Genomic DNA, 18,957 nt, shown 5'->3' with positions numbered 1-18,957 from the left:
CCATCCCTTTTCACTCATCAATCTCTCCCCAAATTACTAGTTTGAAGCTGCTGCTATCGGAAAAGCTGAATGATCGGCAGCTATTAAGCAATGCAAATTTCGGGTGGAGTGGCAGAAATGTTGTCGTGTCCGGAAAGTCCGCTTTCGATCGAGATATCCGATTAGGAGACTTAACCCCCCTCTCTCCTTTAGGGGAGAGGAGGAGTTTGTAGAACATGTTCTCTGCTATCCACGTCGTCACCCTGAACTTGTTTCAGGGTCCATCGTGCAGCCATGCCCGGTGCGCGGATGAAAGCGCAACTGTGCGGCATTGGGCGGCTATTCTCTCGTCAGCAGGCAAGAACTGAAAAATGGACCCTGAAACAAGTTCAGGGTGACGGCTTTTGCATTGAAGGGAACGTGCAAATCGACCCTTTTGTTTCGCTACACTTCTTCCTGTCTTTGTGACTTCGTGCGAACCAAATGCAATACTGCAGCGTCTCTTAAACCACCGGACCGCCAAAACCCTCGGGAGCTGGCCAGTCAGCGGAGTGCGCGGCGAGGACTTTGAATAAAGTCCCCATTTCACCGGTTTTGACCAGACGGTCTCGTGCAATAAATATCTCTTCGCCTTTTTCAGGTGATGCCTCTACCAAAGCGGCGGCGCGTTGTCCGATGCCGAGCGCGGACAGCCACACGCCTTGCGTCGTTGGCCCGGAAACAACCAATTCCCGCATGCGCGCCAAATTGCCGAGTTCCAGGAAATTCACATGTGCTGTCAAATCGCAGGTGCCGGGGTCAAGGAAAGGATCGGCATAGTCATGCGCTTTCACCGCCTGCAAGGTGCTGCCCAGGGCGGGCTGGGTATAGCCATAGTCGATGACCAGGATCGCGCCACCTTGTGTGGCGATGCGGTTGGCCAGTTCGTACATGATGGTCGCTGCATCGGGCGAGGATTCGAATATGCTGCCGACGGGGGAATTCTGAAACGCGGCGGGGACCGATCCATCCATCGGATAGGAGCCGGGCATCGCGGCGAATTTTGTACCCCGGTCGCGCACAACCACCCGTTCGCGCCAACCGGCATGGGTCAGGATGAGCTGGCGGATGGGAAGCGCATCGAAAAACTCGTTCGCCACGACCAGCAACGGCCCGTCGGTGGGCAGGCTTTCAACCCGGTCGTGGAAGGTGGCGAGCGGCACATTTTTGAGCTGCTGTGCACGCAATGTTTCGCTGGTTTCGACAAAATGCACGGCGGGTGCGAATTCGAATTTGGACATGGCGCGCAAGGCATCGGCGGCCAAGGTGCCGCGCCCCGGGCCCAGTTCGACATAATGGCAGTTCGCCGGACTGTTCTGGCGCAGATACATATCGGTCAGCCACATGCCGATCAGTTCGCCGAACATTTGGCTGATTTCCGGCGCTGTGATGAAGTCGCCTTCGACCCCGAACGGGTCGCCTGCGCCATAATATTCATTGTTCGACGCGCGCATATATTCGGCGACACTGATCGGGCCGGAACCCTCAATCTGCTTCGCCAGCCGAAGCGCGAGTTGGCCTGTGTCAGGCGACACTGTTGCTGCCTGATACAGGTTCGACCCGCTGTCTGCGGCCTGCTGCGGTCGCGATCAGCCAGATGCCGAACAACAAAAACGGGATGGTCAGCCATTGACCCATGCTTAGCCCGGTCATTTCGGGCAACCATTTCAACTGAACATCGGGCTCGCGGACGAATTCGACGCTGAAACGCGCCATGCCGTAAATCAGCGCGGCAACACCGGTAAGCAGACCGGGCTTGTACCGGGCATCGGTTTTCCAGAATAATGGCCAGATAATCGCTGCCATCAACAAGCCTTCAAGACCGGCTTCATAAAGCTGGCTCGGGTGGCGGGGAAATTCATCGGCCGCAGGAAACACCATCGCCCAAGGAACGTCAGTCACCTTCCCCCACAACTCGCCATTCACAAAATTCGCCAGCCGGATCAAAAATGTTCCGAAAGGTACGCATACCGCGATATAATCGCAAACGCGAAGATAGGACAATTTGTGGGCGCGGGTGAATAGCCAAAGCGCAAACAGAACGCCCAATGTGCCGCCGTGCAGCGACATCCCACCTTCCCAAAGCCTGTAAAAGCGATCCAGTGCAAGCAATTCTTGGTCATAAAACAGGATGTAGCCGAATCGGCCACCCAAGATGATGCCCAATGTCATGTAGAGAATGAGATCGTCCGCATGTGCGCGTGACATGGGTGCACCCGGCCGATTCAGCAATTTGGTGAGATACCAATAGCCAAGCAATATCGTGACCAGATAGCTTAGCGAATACCAGCGAATCTGGAAGAACCCCAAATCCAGCGCAACCGGCCCCACGCCAAGGTCGGTAAACTGGATAAATTCGGCGGCGGTCGCAATAATTTCAAATGACACAGGAAATCCTCGGTAAATTTTGACATTCCTATAGAGCGAAATAGAAGGTGCACAAAGAGTTTAGGAGAGAATCAAAATGCCGACCGAGCTGGACCTTGCGATCACTGCGACAATTTCGCGTCTGATGGAAAATGATGGGCCTCTCACCATTACCCATGTGGAAAAATACGGGGTGCAAATGCCGATGTTGGCAAAAGCGCCTACAAATCTGTCGGATTATTTCGCGTTTTTCTGCGCAACACATGCAGATAAGGAATTTCTGGTCGACGGTGATTGCCGCCTGACCTTTGGTGAAACCTACGCGGCTGCACGCGCGCTGGCCGGTGGCTTGGTTGAGGGGCGCGGTCTGCAAAAAGGTGAGCGCGTCGGTATTGCGGCACGAAATTCGGCAAACTGGATCGTCGCTTATATGGCAATCATCATGGCGGGGGGTGTTGCGACGCTATTGAACGGATGGTGGCAAGGTGGCGAACTGGCGGAAGGTATCCGCATGGTCGGCTGTCGCTATGTTTTGGCCGATGCACAGCGGGCGGCGCGTTTGGAAGGTCAGGACATTGGCGACTGCCAGTTGTTGATTTTCAGCCATGATTGTTCGCCAGTTGACGGTTTGTCAGTGTTGACTTCGCAAGGCGGCGGAGCACAAACAGCCCTGCCCGCCATTGATGCGCTGGATAATGCAACTATTCTCTACACATCGGGATCCACCGGCCAATCCAAGGGCGCGGTTTCCGACCATCGCGGCGTCGTTCAGGGCGCGATGAGCTATGTGGGCCAGACGCTCGTCTTCTTCGAATTGCTGAGCGCGACCGGGCAATCCATGCCCGCGCAGCCTTCGGCCCTGGTCAACGTGCCCCTGTTCCATGTGACGGCTTCGGTCCCGCTGGTGCTGCAGAGCTTTGCCATTGGCCGCAAGCTGGTGCTGATGCCCAAATGGGATGCCGAAGAAGCCATGCGCATCATTGAAAAGGAACGGATCAGCTATTTTGTCGGCGTGCCGTTGATGAGCATCGAGCTTGCGACCCACCCGAACCGCCACAAATATGACCTGACGAGCTGCACCGCCTTTGCCGCCGGTGGCGCGCCGCGTCCGGTCGACCATGTGAAGAAAATTCGCAAGGAAATGAGCTGGGGTTACCCGTTGCTCGGCTATGGCCTGACCGAAACAAATGGCGTGGGTTGCGGCAATTTCACGGAAAACTATCTGCTGAAGCCCACAAGCACGGGCCCTGCGACCAAGCCCTTGGTCGAGGTCGAAATGCTGGACGACGACGGCAACCGTATGCCGCAGGGCGAACGGGGCGAGGTCTGCATCCGGACCATCGCCAATTTCAACGGCTATTGGGACAATGAAAAGGCCACCAGCGACGCCTTCACCAAGGACGGCTTTTTCCGTACCGGTGACATCGGCTATCTGGACGAAGACGGCTATTTGTTCATCGTCGACCGCAAAAAGGACATCATCATTCGCGGCGGCGAGAATATCAGCTGCCCCGAAGTCGAAGCCGCTGCTTATGAGCATGACTCGATCGTCGAACTGTCGGTGTTCGGCATTGCCGATGACAAATATGGCGAAGTCCCGGGTATCGTCTACCACACCAAGGATGGCGTGGCCCTGACGGAAGAAGACCTGAAGGCCTTTCTGGCCCCCCGCCTTGCACCATTCAAGATTCCGGTGCATTATTGGCAGGCGCCCGAACCGCTTCCGCGTCTTGGCACGCAGAAGATCGACCGGGTCACATTGCGCCGCGAATATAATGCAAAGGTCGGTGCGCCTGTCTAACTTTGGGCACCGGCCTGCATTTTGGTTCGACCCCGATGAAATAGGGGTATAGGAGGCCCTATGGCTTCGACAGCGGATCATATTGTAAAGCAGCGCGATATTATCGACCGGAAATCTCTGGCGGAAACGCTGGACGATATTGCGTCGGAACGCGAAACACTGACCCAGCGCGGACGCGTGCTGGAACAGTTGCAAGCCGCCTTGGCGCAGGGCCGGGCAGAGATTGACCGCCGCTTGCAACTTCATCCTTCTCAAGGATATCGCGCGGCGACTGAGCAGGCCTTTCTGATCGACCAGATTGTCCGGCTGATCTACGATTATGTAACCGTCCATGTCTATCCCGCGGCCAACAGGTCTGCGTCCGAAAGGATCGCCGTTTTGGCCGTGGGCGGCTATGGCCGCGGCGAAATGGCCCCGCACAGCGATGTCGATATAGCATTCGTTACGCCCTATAAGCGCAGTTCATGGACCGAACAGGTGGTCGAGGCTATACTCTATCTTCTCTGGGATTTGGGGCTGAAAGTCGGGCAATCCAGCCGGTCGCTGGATGAAACGGTCAAAATGGCGCAAGAGGATCTCACCATCCGCACCGCGCTTCTCGAAAGTCGCTTCGTATGGGGGGATCGCGACATTTACGAACAGGCCGGACGCCGATTCTGGAGCGAAGTCGTCGGCAAGACGGCGTCGGAATTTGTTCGGCTGAAAATGATCGAGCGCGACGAACGCCACAAGCGCATGGGCGATAGCCGTTATGTGGTCGAACCCAATATCAAGGACGGCAAGGGCGGCTTACGCGACCTGCACACGCTCTATTGGATTGGGAAATATATCCATCAGGTCTCGTCCGTTTCCGATTTGGTCGATGTCGGGTTGCTGACCGCCGACGAATATCGGCATTTTCGAAAGGCGGAGAATTTCCTTTGGGCGGTGCGTTGCCATATGCACGCCATAACTGGAAGGGCGGAAGAGCGTCTCACTTTCGATTTGCAGCGCGAAGTGGCGGAACGCATGCATTTTGCGGAACGCCCCGGACGTTCAACCGTTGAACGCTTTATGCAGTATTACTTCCTCAACGCAAAAACGGTCGGGGATGTAACAGGCTTGTTTCTCGCGCATCTTGATGAGGCAATGGCGAAAAAAGGTCGTCGTTTTTTACCGTCGTTTACCCGCAATCCACGCAAGCTGAATGGATTTCAACTGGACAGAGGGCGGCTAGCTTTACCTCATGACCGCTTTTTCGAAGAAAATCCGGTAAGGCTTTTGGAAATTTTTCAACTCGCTGATTTGCACGGGTTGGAAATACATCCGCTCGCGATGCGCGCGGCCCAGCGTGATGCGCGACTAATTGATCGAGCGGTTCAGCGGGATGGTCGGGCCAATGCCCTGTTTTTGGAGATATTATCATCTCCACGCGACCCGGAGACTGTTTTACGATGGTTGAATGAATCGACGGTATTTGGCCGTTTCATTCCAGATTTCCGGCGTGTCGTAGCGCAAATGCAATTCGACATGTACCACCACTATACAGTGGACGAACATTCGATCCGCGCCATTGGCTTGCTCGCCAAAATTGAGTCTGGTTCTTTGAAAGAAGACCATCCCCTTTCGACCGCGATAATGCGTCAGATTGTCAGTCGTCGTGTATTGTTTGTCGCGACATTACTGCACGATATCGCAAAAGGCCGAAGCGGCGATCATAGTGTTTTAGGCGCGCAAGTTGCGGAAAGTCTTTGCCCCAGGCTGGGGCTCAATCCGGCCGAAACAGAGACAGTTGCCTGGCTTGTGCGCTATCATCTGCTCATGTCGGCCACTGCATTCAAGCGCGACCTTGCTGATTTCAAAACCATTTTGGATTTTGCCCAAGCCGTACAATCGCCAGAGAGATTGCGGCTTCTTCTGGTTTTGACAGTAGTCGATATCCGCGCTGTTGGACCGGGTGTTTGGAACAGTTGGAAGCGGCAATTGCTCTCCGATCTCTATGAAGCGACCGAAGAAGTTCTTCGACTGGGGCATAAGCAACGCGGTCGCGAAGAACGCATTGCCGCGAAAAAGGAAAAGCTGGAGCATGATCTTCAATTGCCAGCCTCTGAATTTGCAAAATTGGCAAAGCGTCTGCCCGACGCCTATTGGATAGCCGAGCCATCGGATATCATCGCGCGCAATGCCAAGCATTTGATGGCGAACAAGGATGCCGATTTGGCTATTGACGCTTGTTATTATCCGGAGCGTGGAGCCACTCTGGTCACGGTATATGCCGCCGACCATCCTGGGTTATTTTACCGCATCGCCGGCGCCATTCATCTGGCCGGCGGCAATATTATAGACGCCCGAATTCATACAAGCAGCGACGGCATGGCGGTAGACAACTTCCTGATACAAGATCCGATTGGCCGCCCGTTTCGAGAACAGGGCCAGTTGACCCGGCTTTCGCGCAATATTCAGGATGCGCTTACCAATCGCGCAAGGCTGATGGCACAACTGGATGCAAAGCCGAAAGCTTTGCGCCGTGCCGATGCGTTCAAGATTGCGCCATCCGTTTTCATTGAAAACCAGGCATCCAATCGCTTTACCGTTGTCGAAGTCAACGCACTGGATCGGCCGGCTTTGCTCAACAACCTCGCACAAGCTCTTTTTGAATCCAAAGTCACCCTGCACAGCGCGCATATTGCGACTTATGGTGAGCGCGCGGTCGACACTTTCTATGTCACAGACCTGTTGGGCGGCAAGATCGAGAGTAAATCGCGCTTAAAATCTTTGGAGGCCCGTCTTATCGACGCCGCGGCAGGAAGCGCGCTTACAAAAAGCAAAGCTGCGGCTTAGAAGCGAAACCAAAATCTCGACCAAGCAGGCTGATACCTATTCAAATCTCAAACACATAAAAAAGGGCCGGTCTTGCGACCAGCCCTTCTTCGTTTTTTGTATTGCAATCCGAAAATTACATGCCCGAACCTGGACCGTAGGTAACTTCCACGCGGCGGTTTTGCGGTTCACGCTCACCATCTGCGGTTTGTACCAAAGGTGCAGTTTCACCAAAGGCTTCGGTAGCGATCGCGCCGCCGGCAACACCCTTCGATTCAAGATATGCACGAACAGTCGAGTTACGACGCTGAGACAGGCCAACGTTGTACGTTGCGGTACCTGATTTATCAGCATGTCCAGCCAACATGACCTTCGCATTTCCGCAATCGGCGTACTGGGCAACAGCGTTGTCCAGAACCGAAGCCGCGTCAGGACGCAGGTTCGACTTATCCCAATCGAAGAACACGATATATGGACCCGTGTTGCAAACCGCACGTGGCGGTGGCGGTGGTGGCGGTGGTGGGGGTGGCGGGGGTGCGACATACACAGGTGCTGGTGGTGGCGGTGGTGCCACAACTGGCTCAGGTGCGCCGCCAAAATTATAGATCAAGCTGCCCATGATGCTGTGCGAACGGAAACGTGTTTCCACGTCACGGCCCAGACGGTCGACCAAGTTCACCTTGTTCGCATTGAAGAAGCGATACTTCAGGCCGACATCCCAGTTATTGGACAACGGAGCACGAATACCGGCAAGAGCCTGCCATGCGAAACCGGTGTCCGAGTCATCAAGGAACGATGGTCCACCAAAAACAGTCTGCAAATCAACCCGGGCAACGCCAACGCCGCCGCCAACGAAGCCTTGGAGGCCATCATCGTCACCAAAGTCAAGCAAACCGTTGACCATGAAGCTCAGAGCATTTGCATCGCCTGCAACTGTGTAGTTACCGCCGGGAGAAAGAGCAGTGCTTGCGCCTGCGGTAATTTGAGGGGTTGTGCTGGAAAAGCCCTTAATGTCGGCTTCCCGATAAGACACTTCTGATTCCAGACGGAAACCGCCGAAGTCATATCCGACAATACCACCAAAATCATATCCGGTGTCAGTATCGATTGTCGCGGCATCACTAACAGTATTGATGTCCAACGTCATATCTTCAACAATCATGGCACCGCCATCAACTCCGACATACCACTGGTCGTCGCGGGCCAAAGCCGGTGATGCCAGAGCTGTAGAAGCGAGTGCCAGACCTATGGCTAACTTACGCATCAACTATCCCCTTTTCTATCTTAGGAACGGAAATTCGAGAGTTTGGCTCTATCGAATCTGTTGCACTGATGCAAGCAACTATGTTGCGATACTGTTGCCCAAATGTCGCTACATCGCCAAAAAAGCCCGATTTAGCGCGTTAAATTTTACACAATAGTTCAACGGGTAACATGTCCGGTAGATCGCAAATGTTCCAATAATGACGATAGGGCTTGCCGAACCTCCACATCAATGACCACTCCCCCGATAGGGTCCACGATGGCGGGGGCGACAACCCAGTTACTCCCGTCAAAAACGGCATCGCTCTTTTCATCTCTGAGCCGCAGCTTCATACCTTCGATTGCTTTGCTATAGCGCCAATCGCTGCCAATCCAGATGGCGAGCTGGTTCGATCGTCCAACCCATTCGCCGGTTGCTTGAGCACCTATCAACCAGCATTTGCCGATATCTGCCTCTTCCAAAACGGGTGGGGTTGAAAGTACAGATTCAACAACAGCATGAAGCAACGCATCAATCCGCACCAAAGCTTCGTTGTGGGTCACTTCTTTTTGAGCCTGGCTTACTGCCAAAAGTGGCAAATCGAAGCGCGCAGTTTGTAGTGTCGCCATTGGAATGCTCCTTTTCAAAATGTTTCAATAAGTTTCAAGATTTGCTAAAACGTCGAACGGGAGCCGGCCGGCAGATGGATTGTGAGCGGAGCAGATACGGCATAGCGCCCCAATTGCCGGATTTCTGCCCTGATGCTGACGGAGTCATCCAAGCCCATTTCCGACCATTGACTTCCGCTCAACGTCAATTCTGGTTGTTCTGCAAAATTTTCGCTGACCAGATTGTCGTCCGCAAAAAGTGAAACGCGGTAGCGCTCGCGTTCTTCCGGCATCATCTGATCAATCCCGTCTTTCCAGCCGTTGTCGATGCGCGCACGCCTTATCCAACGCACCGTCAATCCGCCGTCGGCAGTTCGCCGCATGCCGCCGTGCACAGGCGCAAAGGGTGTTGTCGCTAGCGCGTGTACTTGCATCGAGCTCTTTGCCGGCTCCTCGTCGCCAAGGCCCAATGCTTCAACTTGGATCGTATCGCCGACGCCAAATAGGCGCTCGTCTAAAATCCGTGCGCTTTCGGATTCTATCAGAACAAAAGGTGCCGAAACGGGATGGAGCACGACATTATCGTCCGATCCGAAACAGCCGCGCAATAGTCTTGAAAATCGATACACACCACTGCCCAGATCTTCGCAATTCCCGTATCGGATGAACTCTCCCGAAAGCCAGAATAGGGGTGCGTCAATGTCCAAAGGCGATCCGGTACGATTGGCAATGTCCATACCTGAATTCAAAACCTGGACCCTCAACCCGCGCCGTTCGTCGACAAGATGCGGTTCATGCGAGGTGAGCGGTTCGAGTGAAGACCCTATGATTGCGGAATGTGCGGTCGCCCCCAAATCAATCTGAGCGCTGTTGGCGCCGAGTGAAAGCGCGGCCCTGCGCCACCCCGCGCCTGTCCCCGCCGCAAACACGGCAACGATCGGCTTTGCGGGATCGGTCAGACCTATGACAGGCAGTTCAAGTGCAACTATTCTGGTTTTGCCGATGGGCAGATCCGGTGACGAAACTGTGCGTCCAGGCGTTACAACAAATTCCGGCAAATTGGCGGATGAACGCACCGCTCGCGCCATAATCTCGGCCGAACCAAAACGATGTTCAATTTGGACTATTTGCCATGTGCCGCCATTGGCATCAACGAAATAATCGCCCGGATAATACCTCTCTTTGCTCAAAGCAACGTCACCACGCCAATTGCGGCGTTGATTTTGTATATCCAGCAATCGCCCTTCTATTATTCGTTTTGCGGTGGCAGTATCAAGAACGGCTGGTAATTCGATACTATATTCGATCGCTGAAGACGCCCCTCTAAAGCTACGTTGCAGACTGGTTTGAAAGTCCCGTTCACTGTCGTAATAGCGCAAGGTCATAACATGTGGCACGCGACTGGCTGGCTCAATCGTTTCACGCAGAGAATCAAAGCGAGTGGAATTTTCAGATACAGCAGGATCAACCAAATGTGGATAACGGTGAAGCTGTGGAACTTCACCGACCAGAAGATCTCTGCCTCTAGTCCGGCACTCCATCGCAAAACTCTCATTCAATAATGCCAGCGGTTCTCGAGCCGTCGGACCTGACATCGCAAAGCCATCAACCGATTGCTGGCTTTCGCCTGCCACCAAACCGCCGGTTGCTTCATAGAATATTTCGGCAACTGGAACCGCTGTGTCCCGTTCAAAAAGTTCGAACGTGAGCGAAGGAATACGGTTCCCAAAGTCAGCCAGTTGCAAGTCTTCGAACATGGCATAGGCAATCCCGCTATATGCCGGGCAGTGCTGCATCTCCTCGGCGGACGCCATAAGGGGGTCGAGTTTTTGGTCGCCATGACCTGTGTATACACGCAACTGGGTATCTACTTTCAGATCCCCCGCGCTGCCGCGTATCAGATTCCCGTCCGCCCAGATGCGGCCCACCCGCAAAATGGGGCGGCTGGACAAAGCTACTGCGATACTGACGGAATAGGAAAAGTTTACCGTCGAAGGTCGCCCTTTTCCGCCACCGGATTTAGCACGGCGTTCAACGAGATCCGTGGCCCAGAACACCGTGCCAGCCACCCGCATTTTTCCAAAACACGCCGGGATCTGGCTTCCATAGCTGGAAACCTGAATATCCAATTCCTTCAGGCGCGCGCCTTCACGCGGCTTGGGAGCGAACAATGCATTGTCGACTTGCTTCCCGATGGCTGCGCCAATAGCCCCGCCAAGAGGCCCACCTATTGCGGCACCTACTGCGGTTAAAACAAGGGTTGCCATTTCAGTCTCCTGCAAAGCGCCAATGGCCGGTCAGCGCCCAAGGCAAAGGTAACGGGGAAAGCACCACACGTCGCAAGCCGGCGTGGGCGTGAACCGCGCCATGATCGGCCACAACCGCCAAATGAAATTGCCTTACGCTTGGTTGACACAGTAAAATGTCGCCTGACCTTGGACCGGCATTTTCTAAACGCTGGAAAGTATAGCGATCAAAAAAAGCTGAAATCCGGTCGAGATATTCACCACGAAGGGCATAATCATGGGGCAGCGGGTCCGAACCCAGATGATCGGCCAAAACAAAGCCAACAACTCCGACGCAATCAAGCCCTGAATGCGGATATCTTCCACCCAGCTTGAAAGGCGCACCGACAATTTCCATCGCCCGGCCGGCAATCGCAGCGGGCGGGTCAATTTGCACCGGGGTAACGGGTCAGAAGGTCATTTCCCGGCAAATAGGGTTCACCGCGGAAATTGACTGCATTGCCAAATCGCATAGCACAGGTTGCGATCTGCTTGTCGCAGCCTTCGACAATTTCTATCCGCGCACCGGATTCAATTCCGCCCCTTGGAAAAGGCGATATTACGAAACTTTCGGTATCATTCCCGATAATGTCAAACGCGCGCCCACAATGCCGGCCGCTTAATATTCGCAATCGGCCATAGGCAAAGCTATGCGCCACGAAGGGCAGTTCACCATCCAAGAATATCCGCTGATCTTCAACCCGGTTTAGATACGCGATGTGCCTGAACTTCAACGGATTAAGGCCACATGCGGCATCGCAAAACGAAGCTCGGCACGTCGGCGAAGTTTGAGGTACAATCGACCGATCAAAGGCCGTTTTCAAACCGAGAAATTCGGCCTCGAATGCTTCGCCGGAAAAAGACACCGAACCCAATTCACCACAAGCCAGCAAACGGACTTCTGCCTCCGGGTCCTGCCAGTCGAATAGAAAGATTTCCAAATATGCCGCATCCCACCGCCCGGCGGACAAATCATCTTGGCGTATCGATTCGGAAGCAATCGCGCCATTTACATCTAGACCGTCATTTTCGAGGCCAAGGCTTTCGACGATTGTCGTCGGTTTTAAACCAGGGCTCGCACGCAACAACAGACTATCATGCAGCACATCATTGTCATGCGAGGTGAAACCCAGCGTGACACCATCGCTGCGTTCCAGCCGCCATCCAAAGGCGAGCGTCGTGACTTGCGCCAGAACTTCCATGTCCATCAGGGATATTCCTTTATTTCGACAAGCGGGATATGCGGAATTTCACCTGCGCCGATGGTGACCCGACTGACTTCGATCCGGTCCTCGGCAAACCGCACGGGTACATCGAAAAGGAAACCTGCCGACACGATGCCCCCCTCGGTCGGCGGTGACGCAAATTCAATAATTCCCATTTCGGCCAGAGCCCAATCCTGTGTGGGCACTCCATCAACCGCAACCCGGATGCTGCCAACACGAGGCCGGGTAATGTGCCGCCGTTGCGACGCGCCTCCATAATTTTTCACCAATGCAAATGCGGTGCGTATTCCATCTCCGGTCCCCAAAATCTGATCCCCGGACGTTGGTTCTTCCACCATTTCATTTGAGCTGAAATCGAACGGGTCGGTAAAACGAAATCCCACAGCAGCGCCGCGGCGGGCACGAAAGAAATCGATCAGAGTTGCAAGCTCCGTCTCCGACCGGACGCCGGGCCCTGCATCAAAGCTGAGCCGTGCATCGGACCAACTGCTATTGCGGTGCTCATGCCCGGACAATGTCGTTACAATGTTCGTGGAAAATTCAGCCGCCGCCATCGCATCCCGGCCGATTTCGAGCGGGAATAAAATATCGTCGAAAGACTGCATTGGTCCTTCCTCCTGCGCTATTTTAAAATAGGTGAAACCATCACGCGCGACTTGCGGCAACGCCCAGATATAGGTTTGCGCCGTACCCCGCGCGTCAGCCCGTTCGGCTGCAGAGACGATTGCGTCCCACTGCGCCTTATTGTCGGGATAAAGAACGAAACCCGAAAAATAATTCTGATTTTCAATTGGATATCCCAAGCGCTCCTTCATCAACGGCACGGCCCTTTTGGTCGATCCGTGATCGGCATTGATTACCCAGTCATAATCTTCAAGCTGAAGCACATCAAAAGCTGGCGCGGCCCATGCGAGGGGCACATTGGCGCGCATAGCTTCGGGTGAAAGCGGGTCGAGTACCGTCGGCAAATAGACGAGCAAGAATGTTTCTGCGCCACCTTCTCCCGCTTCCTCCTTTGCCGCCGCCGAAAGGGCTGCCGTTGACGCCGCAAGCATTTCTCCCGCACGATCAAGCATTGCAATTTGTGCGGCTGTTTTGGATCCTCTGATTCCGGCAATCGAAACCAGTTGGTCGCCAAATGCAGCTTTGGCGGCATCATCATATAGGCAGATCCGGCCATCCGGCATGATCCACCACCACGGTTCGCCAATCTGGAATTTGACGGGCAGCCCGGCATCTTTCTGGATCGAAACAAAAGCGCGGGCGACAGCCTGTAAATAGCCCATTGCAGCAGCATTTGCGGGCGACAATAAAGTAGATGGCGGGACCCAACCGGTCAGCGCCGGATCGCCATTTTCCGCCCGCTGCTTCCAATCATGCCAACAATGGGAATCGAAAAGCTCGTAACTGAGCGAAAAGATAAGATTAAAGCCCGCTGCCTTGGCGCGCGCGGCAAAATCGCGGTGCCAGGCCCGACACGGAGAATTCAGCGTACCTCCCGCAAGGCTGACATAATGCGCGCCGTCCAGCAGCTCGAGCCGAAAATAGTGACTCATCCCAACATAATGGTTGATTGTATCGCGGTATCCCAAAGCATGGATCTGGCGCAACAGACGTTCGGGTGTCTGGTTATACCCGTCGTCATATCCTGTCGCCATTTTCAAACGGTGTTCCGGCAAATGGACGTCGCCGGTATCGAGCATGACACCCGCCCCGTCACAACTTATACCACTCAGTTCGACCCAAGCTTCGGCGGGCGACGCCAAAGCACCGGCGGAACCTGTATAGACTGGCGGGACCAGCGACAGAAACATCTGGTCGATATCGCCAGCATAGACTGGGTCCGCCTCTCCAGGCAGGAGAAAGCCACCATCAAGTTCGCTGAATTTCAGAGTGATTTCGGCATCTTCAGGTGTGCCGCTCGCATAATTCCATAACCGCACGAACCAGCTTTTCGATTGTCCGGCGGCGTCACGTCCCGAGACTGTCAATGTCGGTCCGTTGATGGCATCCAGCGGCATCAATCCTTGCGACCGCCAGCGAAATCGAAGCGTCAAGCGCCGGTAATCACGGTTGGTTTCATAACCGAGCAACGGGTGGTCCCAGCGGTCCTCGCTTTCCCAAATCAAACCGGCCAGATCGTCAGTTTTGTAAAAGACAGCTTCGGCCCGCAGGGAATCGGGTCCAGTGGACACCACCGATGCCATCATCGGACGGGGGAAGTTTACCGTCCAGAAGCGCGGATCGAAACGCATCATGGGGCTCGCATGTTGACGGCGACGTGAATTGCATAACCAAAACGGCATGATCTAATCCCTCGCCAAAGCCTGACGGACGGCGCGGGCGACATGGCGGCTTGATCTTTGCAGCGCATCTGGAGCACTGGCCCGTCCATTGTCTGAAATGTGGATAGAAAGACGCACATGCGTTGGAGCGGCAGTCATTCCGCCTGTTTCGATCCGCCCGCTGCTTGTCGGAACGAATAACTCGGGACCGCGTTCACCGACCCGATAGGCCTGGCCGGGCGAAACTGGCCCACCTGTGGCACGTCCGGGGACGCCAAGAGCACCACCAAGGAACGAGCCAAGCGACGTGAGCAAGCCGCCCTGACCACCCGCATCGCCGCCGCCAATACTATCGAGCCCCGAGCGAAGCGCCGCCGCGGCAATTTCGGAAAGCACGGACAACGCGACACGGCGCAGATCTTCAAATCCGAACTTGCCCCGTTGGATGGCACCAACGAGCCCACGCTCAAGCGCAGTGCCCGCACGTTCCAAGCCTGCGGCAAAAGGTCCGTCAAGCTCGGCGCGCATTGTCGTGACGTCTGCGGCAAATGCACGCGTATCGGCACGCACCGCAACGACCAACCGTTCAATTTCTTCATCCATCGGGGAATAGCTCCATCAATGTGTGTAATGCCGCCGCATCGGGCGGGGTTTCGTGCGCCGGTGCGCCGGAACTCAGGATGCTGGCCAATTCGAATGGCGTTGCGTTCCAGAATTCACTTGGTCGCCACCCTAACACCCACGCACTGTGCCCGCCCAGACGCAGTGCATTGTCGATGAATCTCATCGTGCACCCAAAATCTGCGCCAATATGGTCTTAAGCGCCGGTGTCGCGGACGAAAGCCCCGCGGCAACGACGGCCTCCGCAAAATCTTCGCGCGTCACTCCGGCCGGAGGTTCATAAAGACAATGCCAAAATAGCGCGATCATGTCGGCTAGCTTCATCCGGCCTTCCGCGGCGTTTTCGACCAGCGCAAAAAGCGAACCCAGTTCTGCTTCAGCAGCAACCAATGCTGCAAAACTCGGCCGCAGCATAAACGCAGCATTTTCGGTTTGAAGTATCGCCTCACCCCGGGCGCTATTCACTGCGCCGGTCATAACGACACCACGGGGCCGGAACTTTCCAGCGCGAGTGTATAGGATCGTTCTCCATTGAAATCGCCCGCATAGTCTAGCCGGGTCACAAGAAAGCGCCCCTGCAATCGCTCGCCACTTTCAAAACTCAGCTGATAGTCATCCAGGATTCCAGACAACGCATTGTTTTTTATCCTATTTTCTACAGATGATCCCGTAAACACGCCAGCCCCGGACACCGAAACGGACCGTACACCGGCGCCTGACAACAGCTCTCGCCAAGCGCCTGACCCCTTGTTGGTGATGACGATTGGATCGCCATTTATCGACAATTGGGTTGTCCGCAAACCGGCGACAGTTGTGAAAACAGGGTTCGGCGCCCCATCCCCTATCTTGAGCAGGAAAGCGCTTCCTTTCTCGGCTGGCATAGTTATGTTCTCCTGAATTAGACGACTCGTTGGGAGAGGAGATCGCCTTGTTGATGATGATTTTGGCCGCAGCGACGGTCGCAACATTACCGCAGCAAAAAGCGGATGCGCCGTCTTGCCCTGTCGGCGTCATACTTGTTTCAAAGGCGGTCAAACCTGACGTTGAACGTCGGGAAAATATCACGATACCGCGTACAGAGGCCGACCCTAAAGGTCCGGCCATTTTGATGCCGGCGTGCAAACCCGACGGCGGCAAGAAAAAAGACTATCCATTGGCCTGACGGCTAAGTCGCAAGCAAACGGAAGCGATATTCGACAAGGCCTGCCCACGGACCAACCGGGTCACGCACGATAATAGAGCGCAGGAAAACTAAGCTCGCGATATGCCAGCCGTTTAAATCGCGCGGTATCGCAGCCACAGCATCTTCCAGATGCCCGACTAATTCAGAGATTCGTGACGGATCATCACTGCTTTCCCATATGGTTAGGGGAAACCGGATTTCCCGGCCGATTTCCGTTTTGGTTCCCCAGTCACTCATGATCGCATCGCCCAAAGACACATAAGGAAACACCGCACGTGGCGGTGCTCCATCGAAGATGCCCAATATGTGGTGTGACAATTCGGGATGCTCTTCGATTGTGTCAATCGCGGCGGCTTGCAGAATGTTCAAAGCATTCGTCATCGTCCAAAATTCCTTAAATGCGGGTCTGTCAGCATCCGGCGTCGAAGGTTTCGGCCCGAAAGGATTATGCCTTCGTCGCCCACCTGTGCGGTTACACCCGGGGGCACCGGTGTCTCGACCAGGCGTTCCTTCGTTCGTTGCACTTCACGTGCGGCGCGCCGTTCAATCGCTTTGGTCAGTTTTTCAAACATATTCTGGTCCGGATTTCGGGATCTGGCATTATTGAATCTCTTCACAGGTCAGCAGCATTTGAGCAGGCTGGCGCGGATCGATAATCACGGCGCGGATGGCGAGATATTTGCCACGCCACGTAATCCGTGTGTTCAACCCCACCCCTTCGCGCTTTCGCAGGATCACCTGCCAGCGCGGAAGAGCAGACAGAGCATCCGCGCGGGTTAATTCGGCAGGAGCGAGCGGCACCAAAGCGGCCCATACCGACCCGACATAGCTGTATCTTCCGATTGAGCTTACCCTTGGATCACGCGCGTCGAGGCGTGTTTCAAGAACCACCCTTTCACGCAAGTTGCCTGCAAATTCTGTCATGGGAATTCCTCCGGCCTAGTTCACGCGCATCCGCCGCCATGGCAGCAGTAAAGCGCGTGCGGCCGCTGGCGGGCCATCTGCGTTTGGATCGTCGCGATGGGCATAGAAATGCGCGGCCAGACGCAACACACCGAGCCGGAGAACTTCCGGTAGTGATGACCAGTTTTCGGCCAGACCGACCGTAAGGGTGATCTCCGCACGCCCCGCAATGCCCGGCCTTTTAATCCTGACATAAGCATCGCCGCGCGAACCGATTTTCGCCTCCCACGCGTCGGTCGCGAGCGTAAATACGGGGCCTTCTGCCGGAATACCGGCGACAGATATCATGGACTGCACCGGTGCTGCCGCAATGATGTGCCAGCCGGAACACGCGCTTATGACTTCGCGCGCCGTCCGGCGGATCAAGACCATACGGGTAAATTGTTCGGCATGGCCAATGGCCGCCAACACCGCCGCCGATAGCGAGGGATCATCCTCTGACGGATCGGCGCGCACATAGGCTCGTGCCTCGTCCAGCATTGCGCTGTCGAGGCCGAGCGGATCGAGGCTCAGCATTTCAAATTCCTTTTGGGTGTCTTTTGGTGAAGCTATCTGGCGGAGAGATTCAAATTTTGCGCATTCCCATGACGGTCAAATGCGCTTTGATAGTAATGGCCGATCCGGCAATTTCGCTGCGAAACATGAGCTGCACCGGACCACCGGCAGACCCAACATTCACCAGATAGCGCGCGGACAGGGCCGTATTGCTGTTCGGCGCGCGGGTCGCAGGGGTCGCTCCACTTGATACACCATCGGCAAATTGCTCGATCATGCCCGGCGTGGTGCCGGTAACGACAGCGACGGCCTGGCCGATCACAGAACCTGAAGGGATATCGAGCACAAGCGCCAATCCCGTGGTATTGATAACCGATTGATATGCTCCCATAATTTCGACCAAATAGGTGGTATCTGGTTCAGCCTCGAACATCATGCCCGGCACAGGTGCCAAAGTGACCGTGCTGTTGACAACATCGGCGGCCAGTTTTTGCCATGTCCACGGATCTGCCTGGCCTTCCCCTTGTTTGCAAACCGGTTGGTGCACGTTGTTGTCCGTGCCTATCCGCCTCTATCGTGACCCGTTCGGGCCGCAAGGCGTAAAGCTCCGCCGGGCGGCCATCCGTGCCGGACAGAATCTCGACAAAGGCGTTGCCGTGCAACATCAGATGCGACGTCATGGTTTCCAGCAAATCCTGCCCACCGGAGGAGGTCGTGACCAGCGCGCGCGCCGCGGGATCATTGGCCGAAAGCGGGGCCGCGGCCAACCCTTGGACCACCATGCCGACGGCGCGCTGGGCAATGACATTGCCAAGATAGAGCTCGCGTATTTGCGCCTCGTAATTACGCGGCCAATCGCCCAGCCCCGTTTGCCCATAGGCACGCACACCCGACAGACGATCCTGCCGGACACGCGCTTTGGCCGGACGCAGCAATCCGCGCCCGGTTGATTTCCAACCGAAGATATTCATGTGCAATCCTTGTGTGATTTCCGCCCGTTTGCGAATCGCAATTTTCGACGATGCCTATTTGTACCCAAACAGCGTTACGTTGTCAATATATT

21 protein-coding genes are annotated in these 18,957 nt (G+C 55.2%); 3 read left to right on the top strand and 18 right to left on the bottom strand.

The window, feature by feature from the left end:
* Window positions 1-482: 482 nt before the first annotated feature.
* The gene (locus ACKVOS_RS05080) at window positions 483-1,553 is read right to left on the bottom strand and encodes a class I SAM-dependent methyltransferase (protein WP_409210933.1); all 1,071 of its coding nucleotides are present in this window, start codon (window positions 1,551-1,553) and stop codon (window positions 483-485) included.
* Window positions 1,543-2,406, bottom strand: a complete 864-nt coding sequence (gene lgt, locus ACKVOS_RS05075; protein WP_409210932.1) for a prolipoprotein diacylglyceryl transferase — start codon at window positions 2,404-2,406, stop codon at window positions 1,543-1,545. The genes ACKVOS_RS05080 and lgt overlap by 11 nt, the downstream gene beginning before the upstream one ends.
* 76 nt (window positions 2,407-2,482) lie before the next feature.
* On the opposite strand from lgt, the gene ACKVOS_RS05070 reads away from it, so the two are divergent.
* Together ACKVOS_RS05070 and ACKVOS_RS05065 are read left to right on the top strand one after the other, a co-directional pair.
* A complete protein-coding gene (locus ACKVOS_RS05070; RefSeq protein WP_409210931.1) occupies window positions 2,483-4,186 on the top strand; it encodes a class I adenylate-forming enzyme family protein in 1,704 nt (567 codons plus the stop codon).
* A 60-nt stretch (window positions 4,187-4,246) separates the two neighbouring features.
* Complete coding sequence (locus tag ACKVOS_RS05065; RefSeq protein WP_409210930.1) at window positions 4,247-7,006, top strand: [protein-PII] uridylyltransferase; 2,760 nt, start codon at window positions 4,247-4,249, stop codon at window positions 7,004-7,006.
* 115 nt (window positions 7,007-7,121) lie between these two features.
* Here the strand turns inward: ACKVOS_RS05065 and ACKVOS_RS05060 are convergent, their stop codons facing one another.
* The 10 genes from ACKVOS_RS05060 to ACKVOS_RS05015 all read right to left on the bottom strand — a co-directional run bounded on the left by ACKVOS_RS05060 (window position 7,122) and on the right by ACKVOS_RS05015 (window position 16,134).
* Window positions 7,122-8,249, bottom strand: coding sequence for an OmpA family protein (locus ACKVOS_RS05060; protein WP_409210929.1), 1,128 nt, complete (start codon window positions 8,247-8,249; stop codon window positions 7,122-7,124).
* 158 nt (window positions 8,250-8,407) lie between these two features.
* The gene (locus ACKVOS_RS05055) at window positions 8,408-8,857 is read right to left on the bottom strand and encodes a DUF2793 domain-containing protein (RefSeq protein WP_409210928.1); all 450 of its coding nucleotides are present in this window, start codon (window positions 8,855-8,857) and stop codon (window positions 8,408-8,410) included.
* A gap of 44 nt (window positions 8,858-8,901) precedes the next feature.
* On the bottom strand, window positions 8,902-11,103 hold the full coding sequence (locus ACKVOS_RS05050; protein ID WP_409210927.1) for a phage tail protein: 2,202 nt from the start codon (window positions 11,101-11,103) through the stop codon (window positions 8,902-8,904).
* A gap of 1 nt (window position 11,104) precedes the next feature.
* On the bottom strand, window positions 11,105-11,518 hold the full coding sequence (locus ACKVOS_RS05045; protein WP_409210926.1) for a hypothetical protein: 414 nt from the start codon (window positions 11,516-11,518) through the stop codon (window positions 11,105-11,107).
* Complete coding sequence (locus ACKVOS_RS05040) at window positions 11,508-12,329, bottom strand: DUF2163 domain-containing protein (protein WP_409210925.1); 822 nt, start codon at window positions 12,327-12,329, stop codon at window positions 11,508-11,510. The genes ACKVOS_RS05045 and ACKVOS_RS05040 overlap by 11 nt, the downstream gene beginning before the upstream one ends.
* Window positions 12,329-14,605, bottom strand: coding sequence for a DUF2460 domain-containing protein (locus tag ACKVOS_RS05035; RefSeq protein WP_409210924.1), 2,277 nt, complete (start codon window positions 14,603-14,605; stop codon window positions 12,329-12,331). The genes ACKVOS_RS05040 and ACKVOS_RS05035 overlap by 1 nt, the downstream gene beginning before the upstream one ends.
* Window positions 14,606-14,656: 51 nt before the next feature.
* Window positions 14,657-15,235 carry a tail tape measure protein gene (locus ACKVOS_RS05030; protein ID WP_409210923.1) on the bottom strand — a complete coding sequence of 193 codons (579 nt, stop codon included), beginning with the start codon at window positions 15,233-15,235 and terminating at the stop codon, window positions 14,657-14,659.
* The gene (locus ACKVOS_RS05025; protein WP_409210922.1) at window positions 15,228-15,419 is read right to left on the bottom strand and encodes a phage tail assembly chaperone; all 192 of its coding nucleotides are present in this window, start codon (window positions 15,417-15,419) and stop codon (window positions 15,228-15,230) included. Before ACKVOS_RS05025 ends, ACKVOS_RS05030 begins: the two co-directional genes overlap by 8 nt.
* Entirely contained in the window at window positions 15,416-15,730 is a 315-nt protein-coding gene (locus ACKVOS_RS05020; RefSeq protein ID WP_409210921.1) for a GTA-gp10 family protein, read from the bottom strand. The genes ACKVOS_RS05025 and ACKVOS_RS05020 overlap by 4 nt, the downstream gene beginning before the upstream one ends.
* Window positions 15,727-16,134, bottom strand: a complete 408-nt coding sequence (locus ACKVOS_RS05015) for a phage tail tube protein (protein WP_409210920.1) — start codon at window positions 16,132-16,134, stop codon at window positions 15,727-15,729. Before ACKVOS_RS05015 ends, ACKVOS_RS05020 begins: the two co-directional genes overlap by 4 nt.
* 47 nt (window positions 16,135-16,181) lie before the next feature.
* Here ACKVOS_RS05015 and ACKVOS_RS05010 point away from each other — a divergent pair, with 47 nt between their 5' ends.
* On the top strand, window positions 16,182-16,415 hold the full coding sequence (locus tag ACKVOS_RS05010; protein WP_409210919.1) for a hypothetical protein: 234 nt from the start codon (window positions 16,182-16,184) through the stop codon (window positions 16,413-16,415).
* Window positions 16,416-16,418: 3 nt separating this feature from the next.
* Here the strand turns inward: ACKVOS_RS05010 and ACKVOS_RS05005 are convergent, their stop codons facing one another.
* From ACKVOS_RS05005 to ACKVOS_RS04980, 6 genes are read right to left on the bottom strand one after another with little or no spacing between them, the layout of a single operon-like run.
* A complete protein-coding gene (locus ACKVOS_RS05005) occupies window positions 16,419-16,817 on the bottom strand; it encodes a DUF3168 domain-containing protein (RefSeq protein ID WP_409210918.1) in 399 nt (132 codons plus the stop codon).
* A complete protein-coding gene (locus tag ACKVOS_RS05000; protein WP_409210917.1) occupies window positions 16,814-17,008 on the bottom strand; it encodes a hypothetical protein in 195 nt (64 codons plus the stop codon). Before ACKVOS_RS05000 ends, ACKVOS_RS05005 begins: the two co-directional genes overlap by 4 nt.
* 28 nt (window positions 17,009-17,036) lie before the next feature.
* Window positions 17,037-17,360, bottom strand: a complete 324-nt coding sequence (locus ACKVOS_RS04995; protein ID WP_409210916.1) for a phage head closure protein — start codon at window positions 17,358-17,360, stop codon at window positions 17,037-17,039.
* A 15-nt stretch (window positions 17,361-17,375) separates the two neighbouring features.
* Complete coding sequence (locus ACKVOS_RS04990; RefSeq protein WP_409210915.1) at window positions 17,376-17,915, bottom strand: hypothetical protein; 540 nt, start codon at window positions 17,913-17,915, stop codon at window positions 17,376-17,378.
* Between the two features lie 49 nt (window positions 17,916-17,964).
* On the bottom strand, window positions 17,965-18,330 hold the full coding sequence (locus ACKVOS_RS04985) for a hypothetical protein (protein ID WP_409210914.1): 366 nt from the start codon (window positions 18,328-18,330) through the stop codon (window positions 17,965-17,967).
* Window positions 18,314-18,865, bottom strand: coding sequence for a hypothetical protein (locus tag ACKVOS_RS04980; protein WP_409210913.1), 552 nt, complete (start codon window positions 18,863-18,865; stop codon window positions 18,314-18,316). Before ACKVOS_RS04980 ends, ACKVOS_RS04985 begins: the two co-directional genes overlap by 17 nt.
* Window positions 18,866-18,957: the final 92 nt, after the last annotated feature.

The organism is Sphingorhabdus sp., from assembly GCF_046154385.1.
In the GTDB taxonomy this organism is placed as follows: Bacteria; Pseudomonadota; Alphaproteobacteria; order Sphingomonadales; family Sphingomonadaceae; genus Sphingorhabdus_B.
This window is presented reverse-complemented; position numbering and strand designations above follow the sequence as displayed.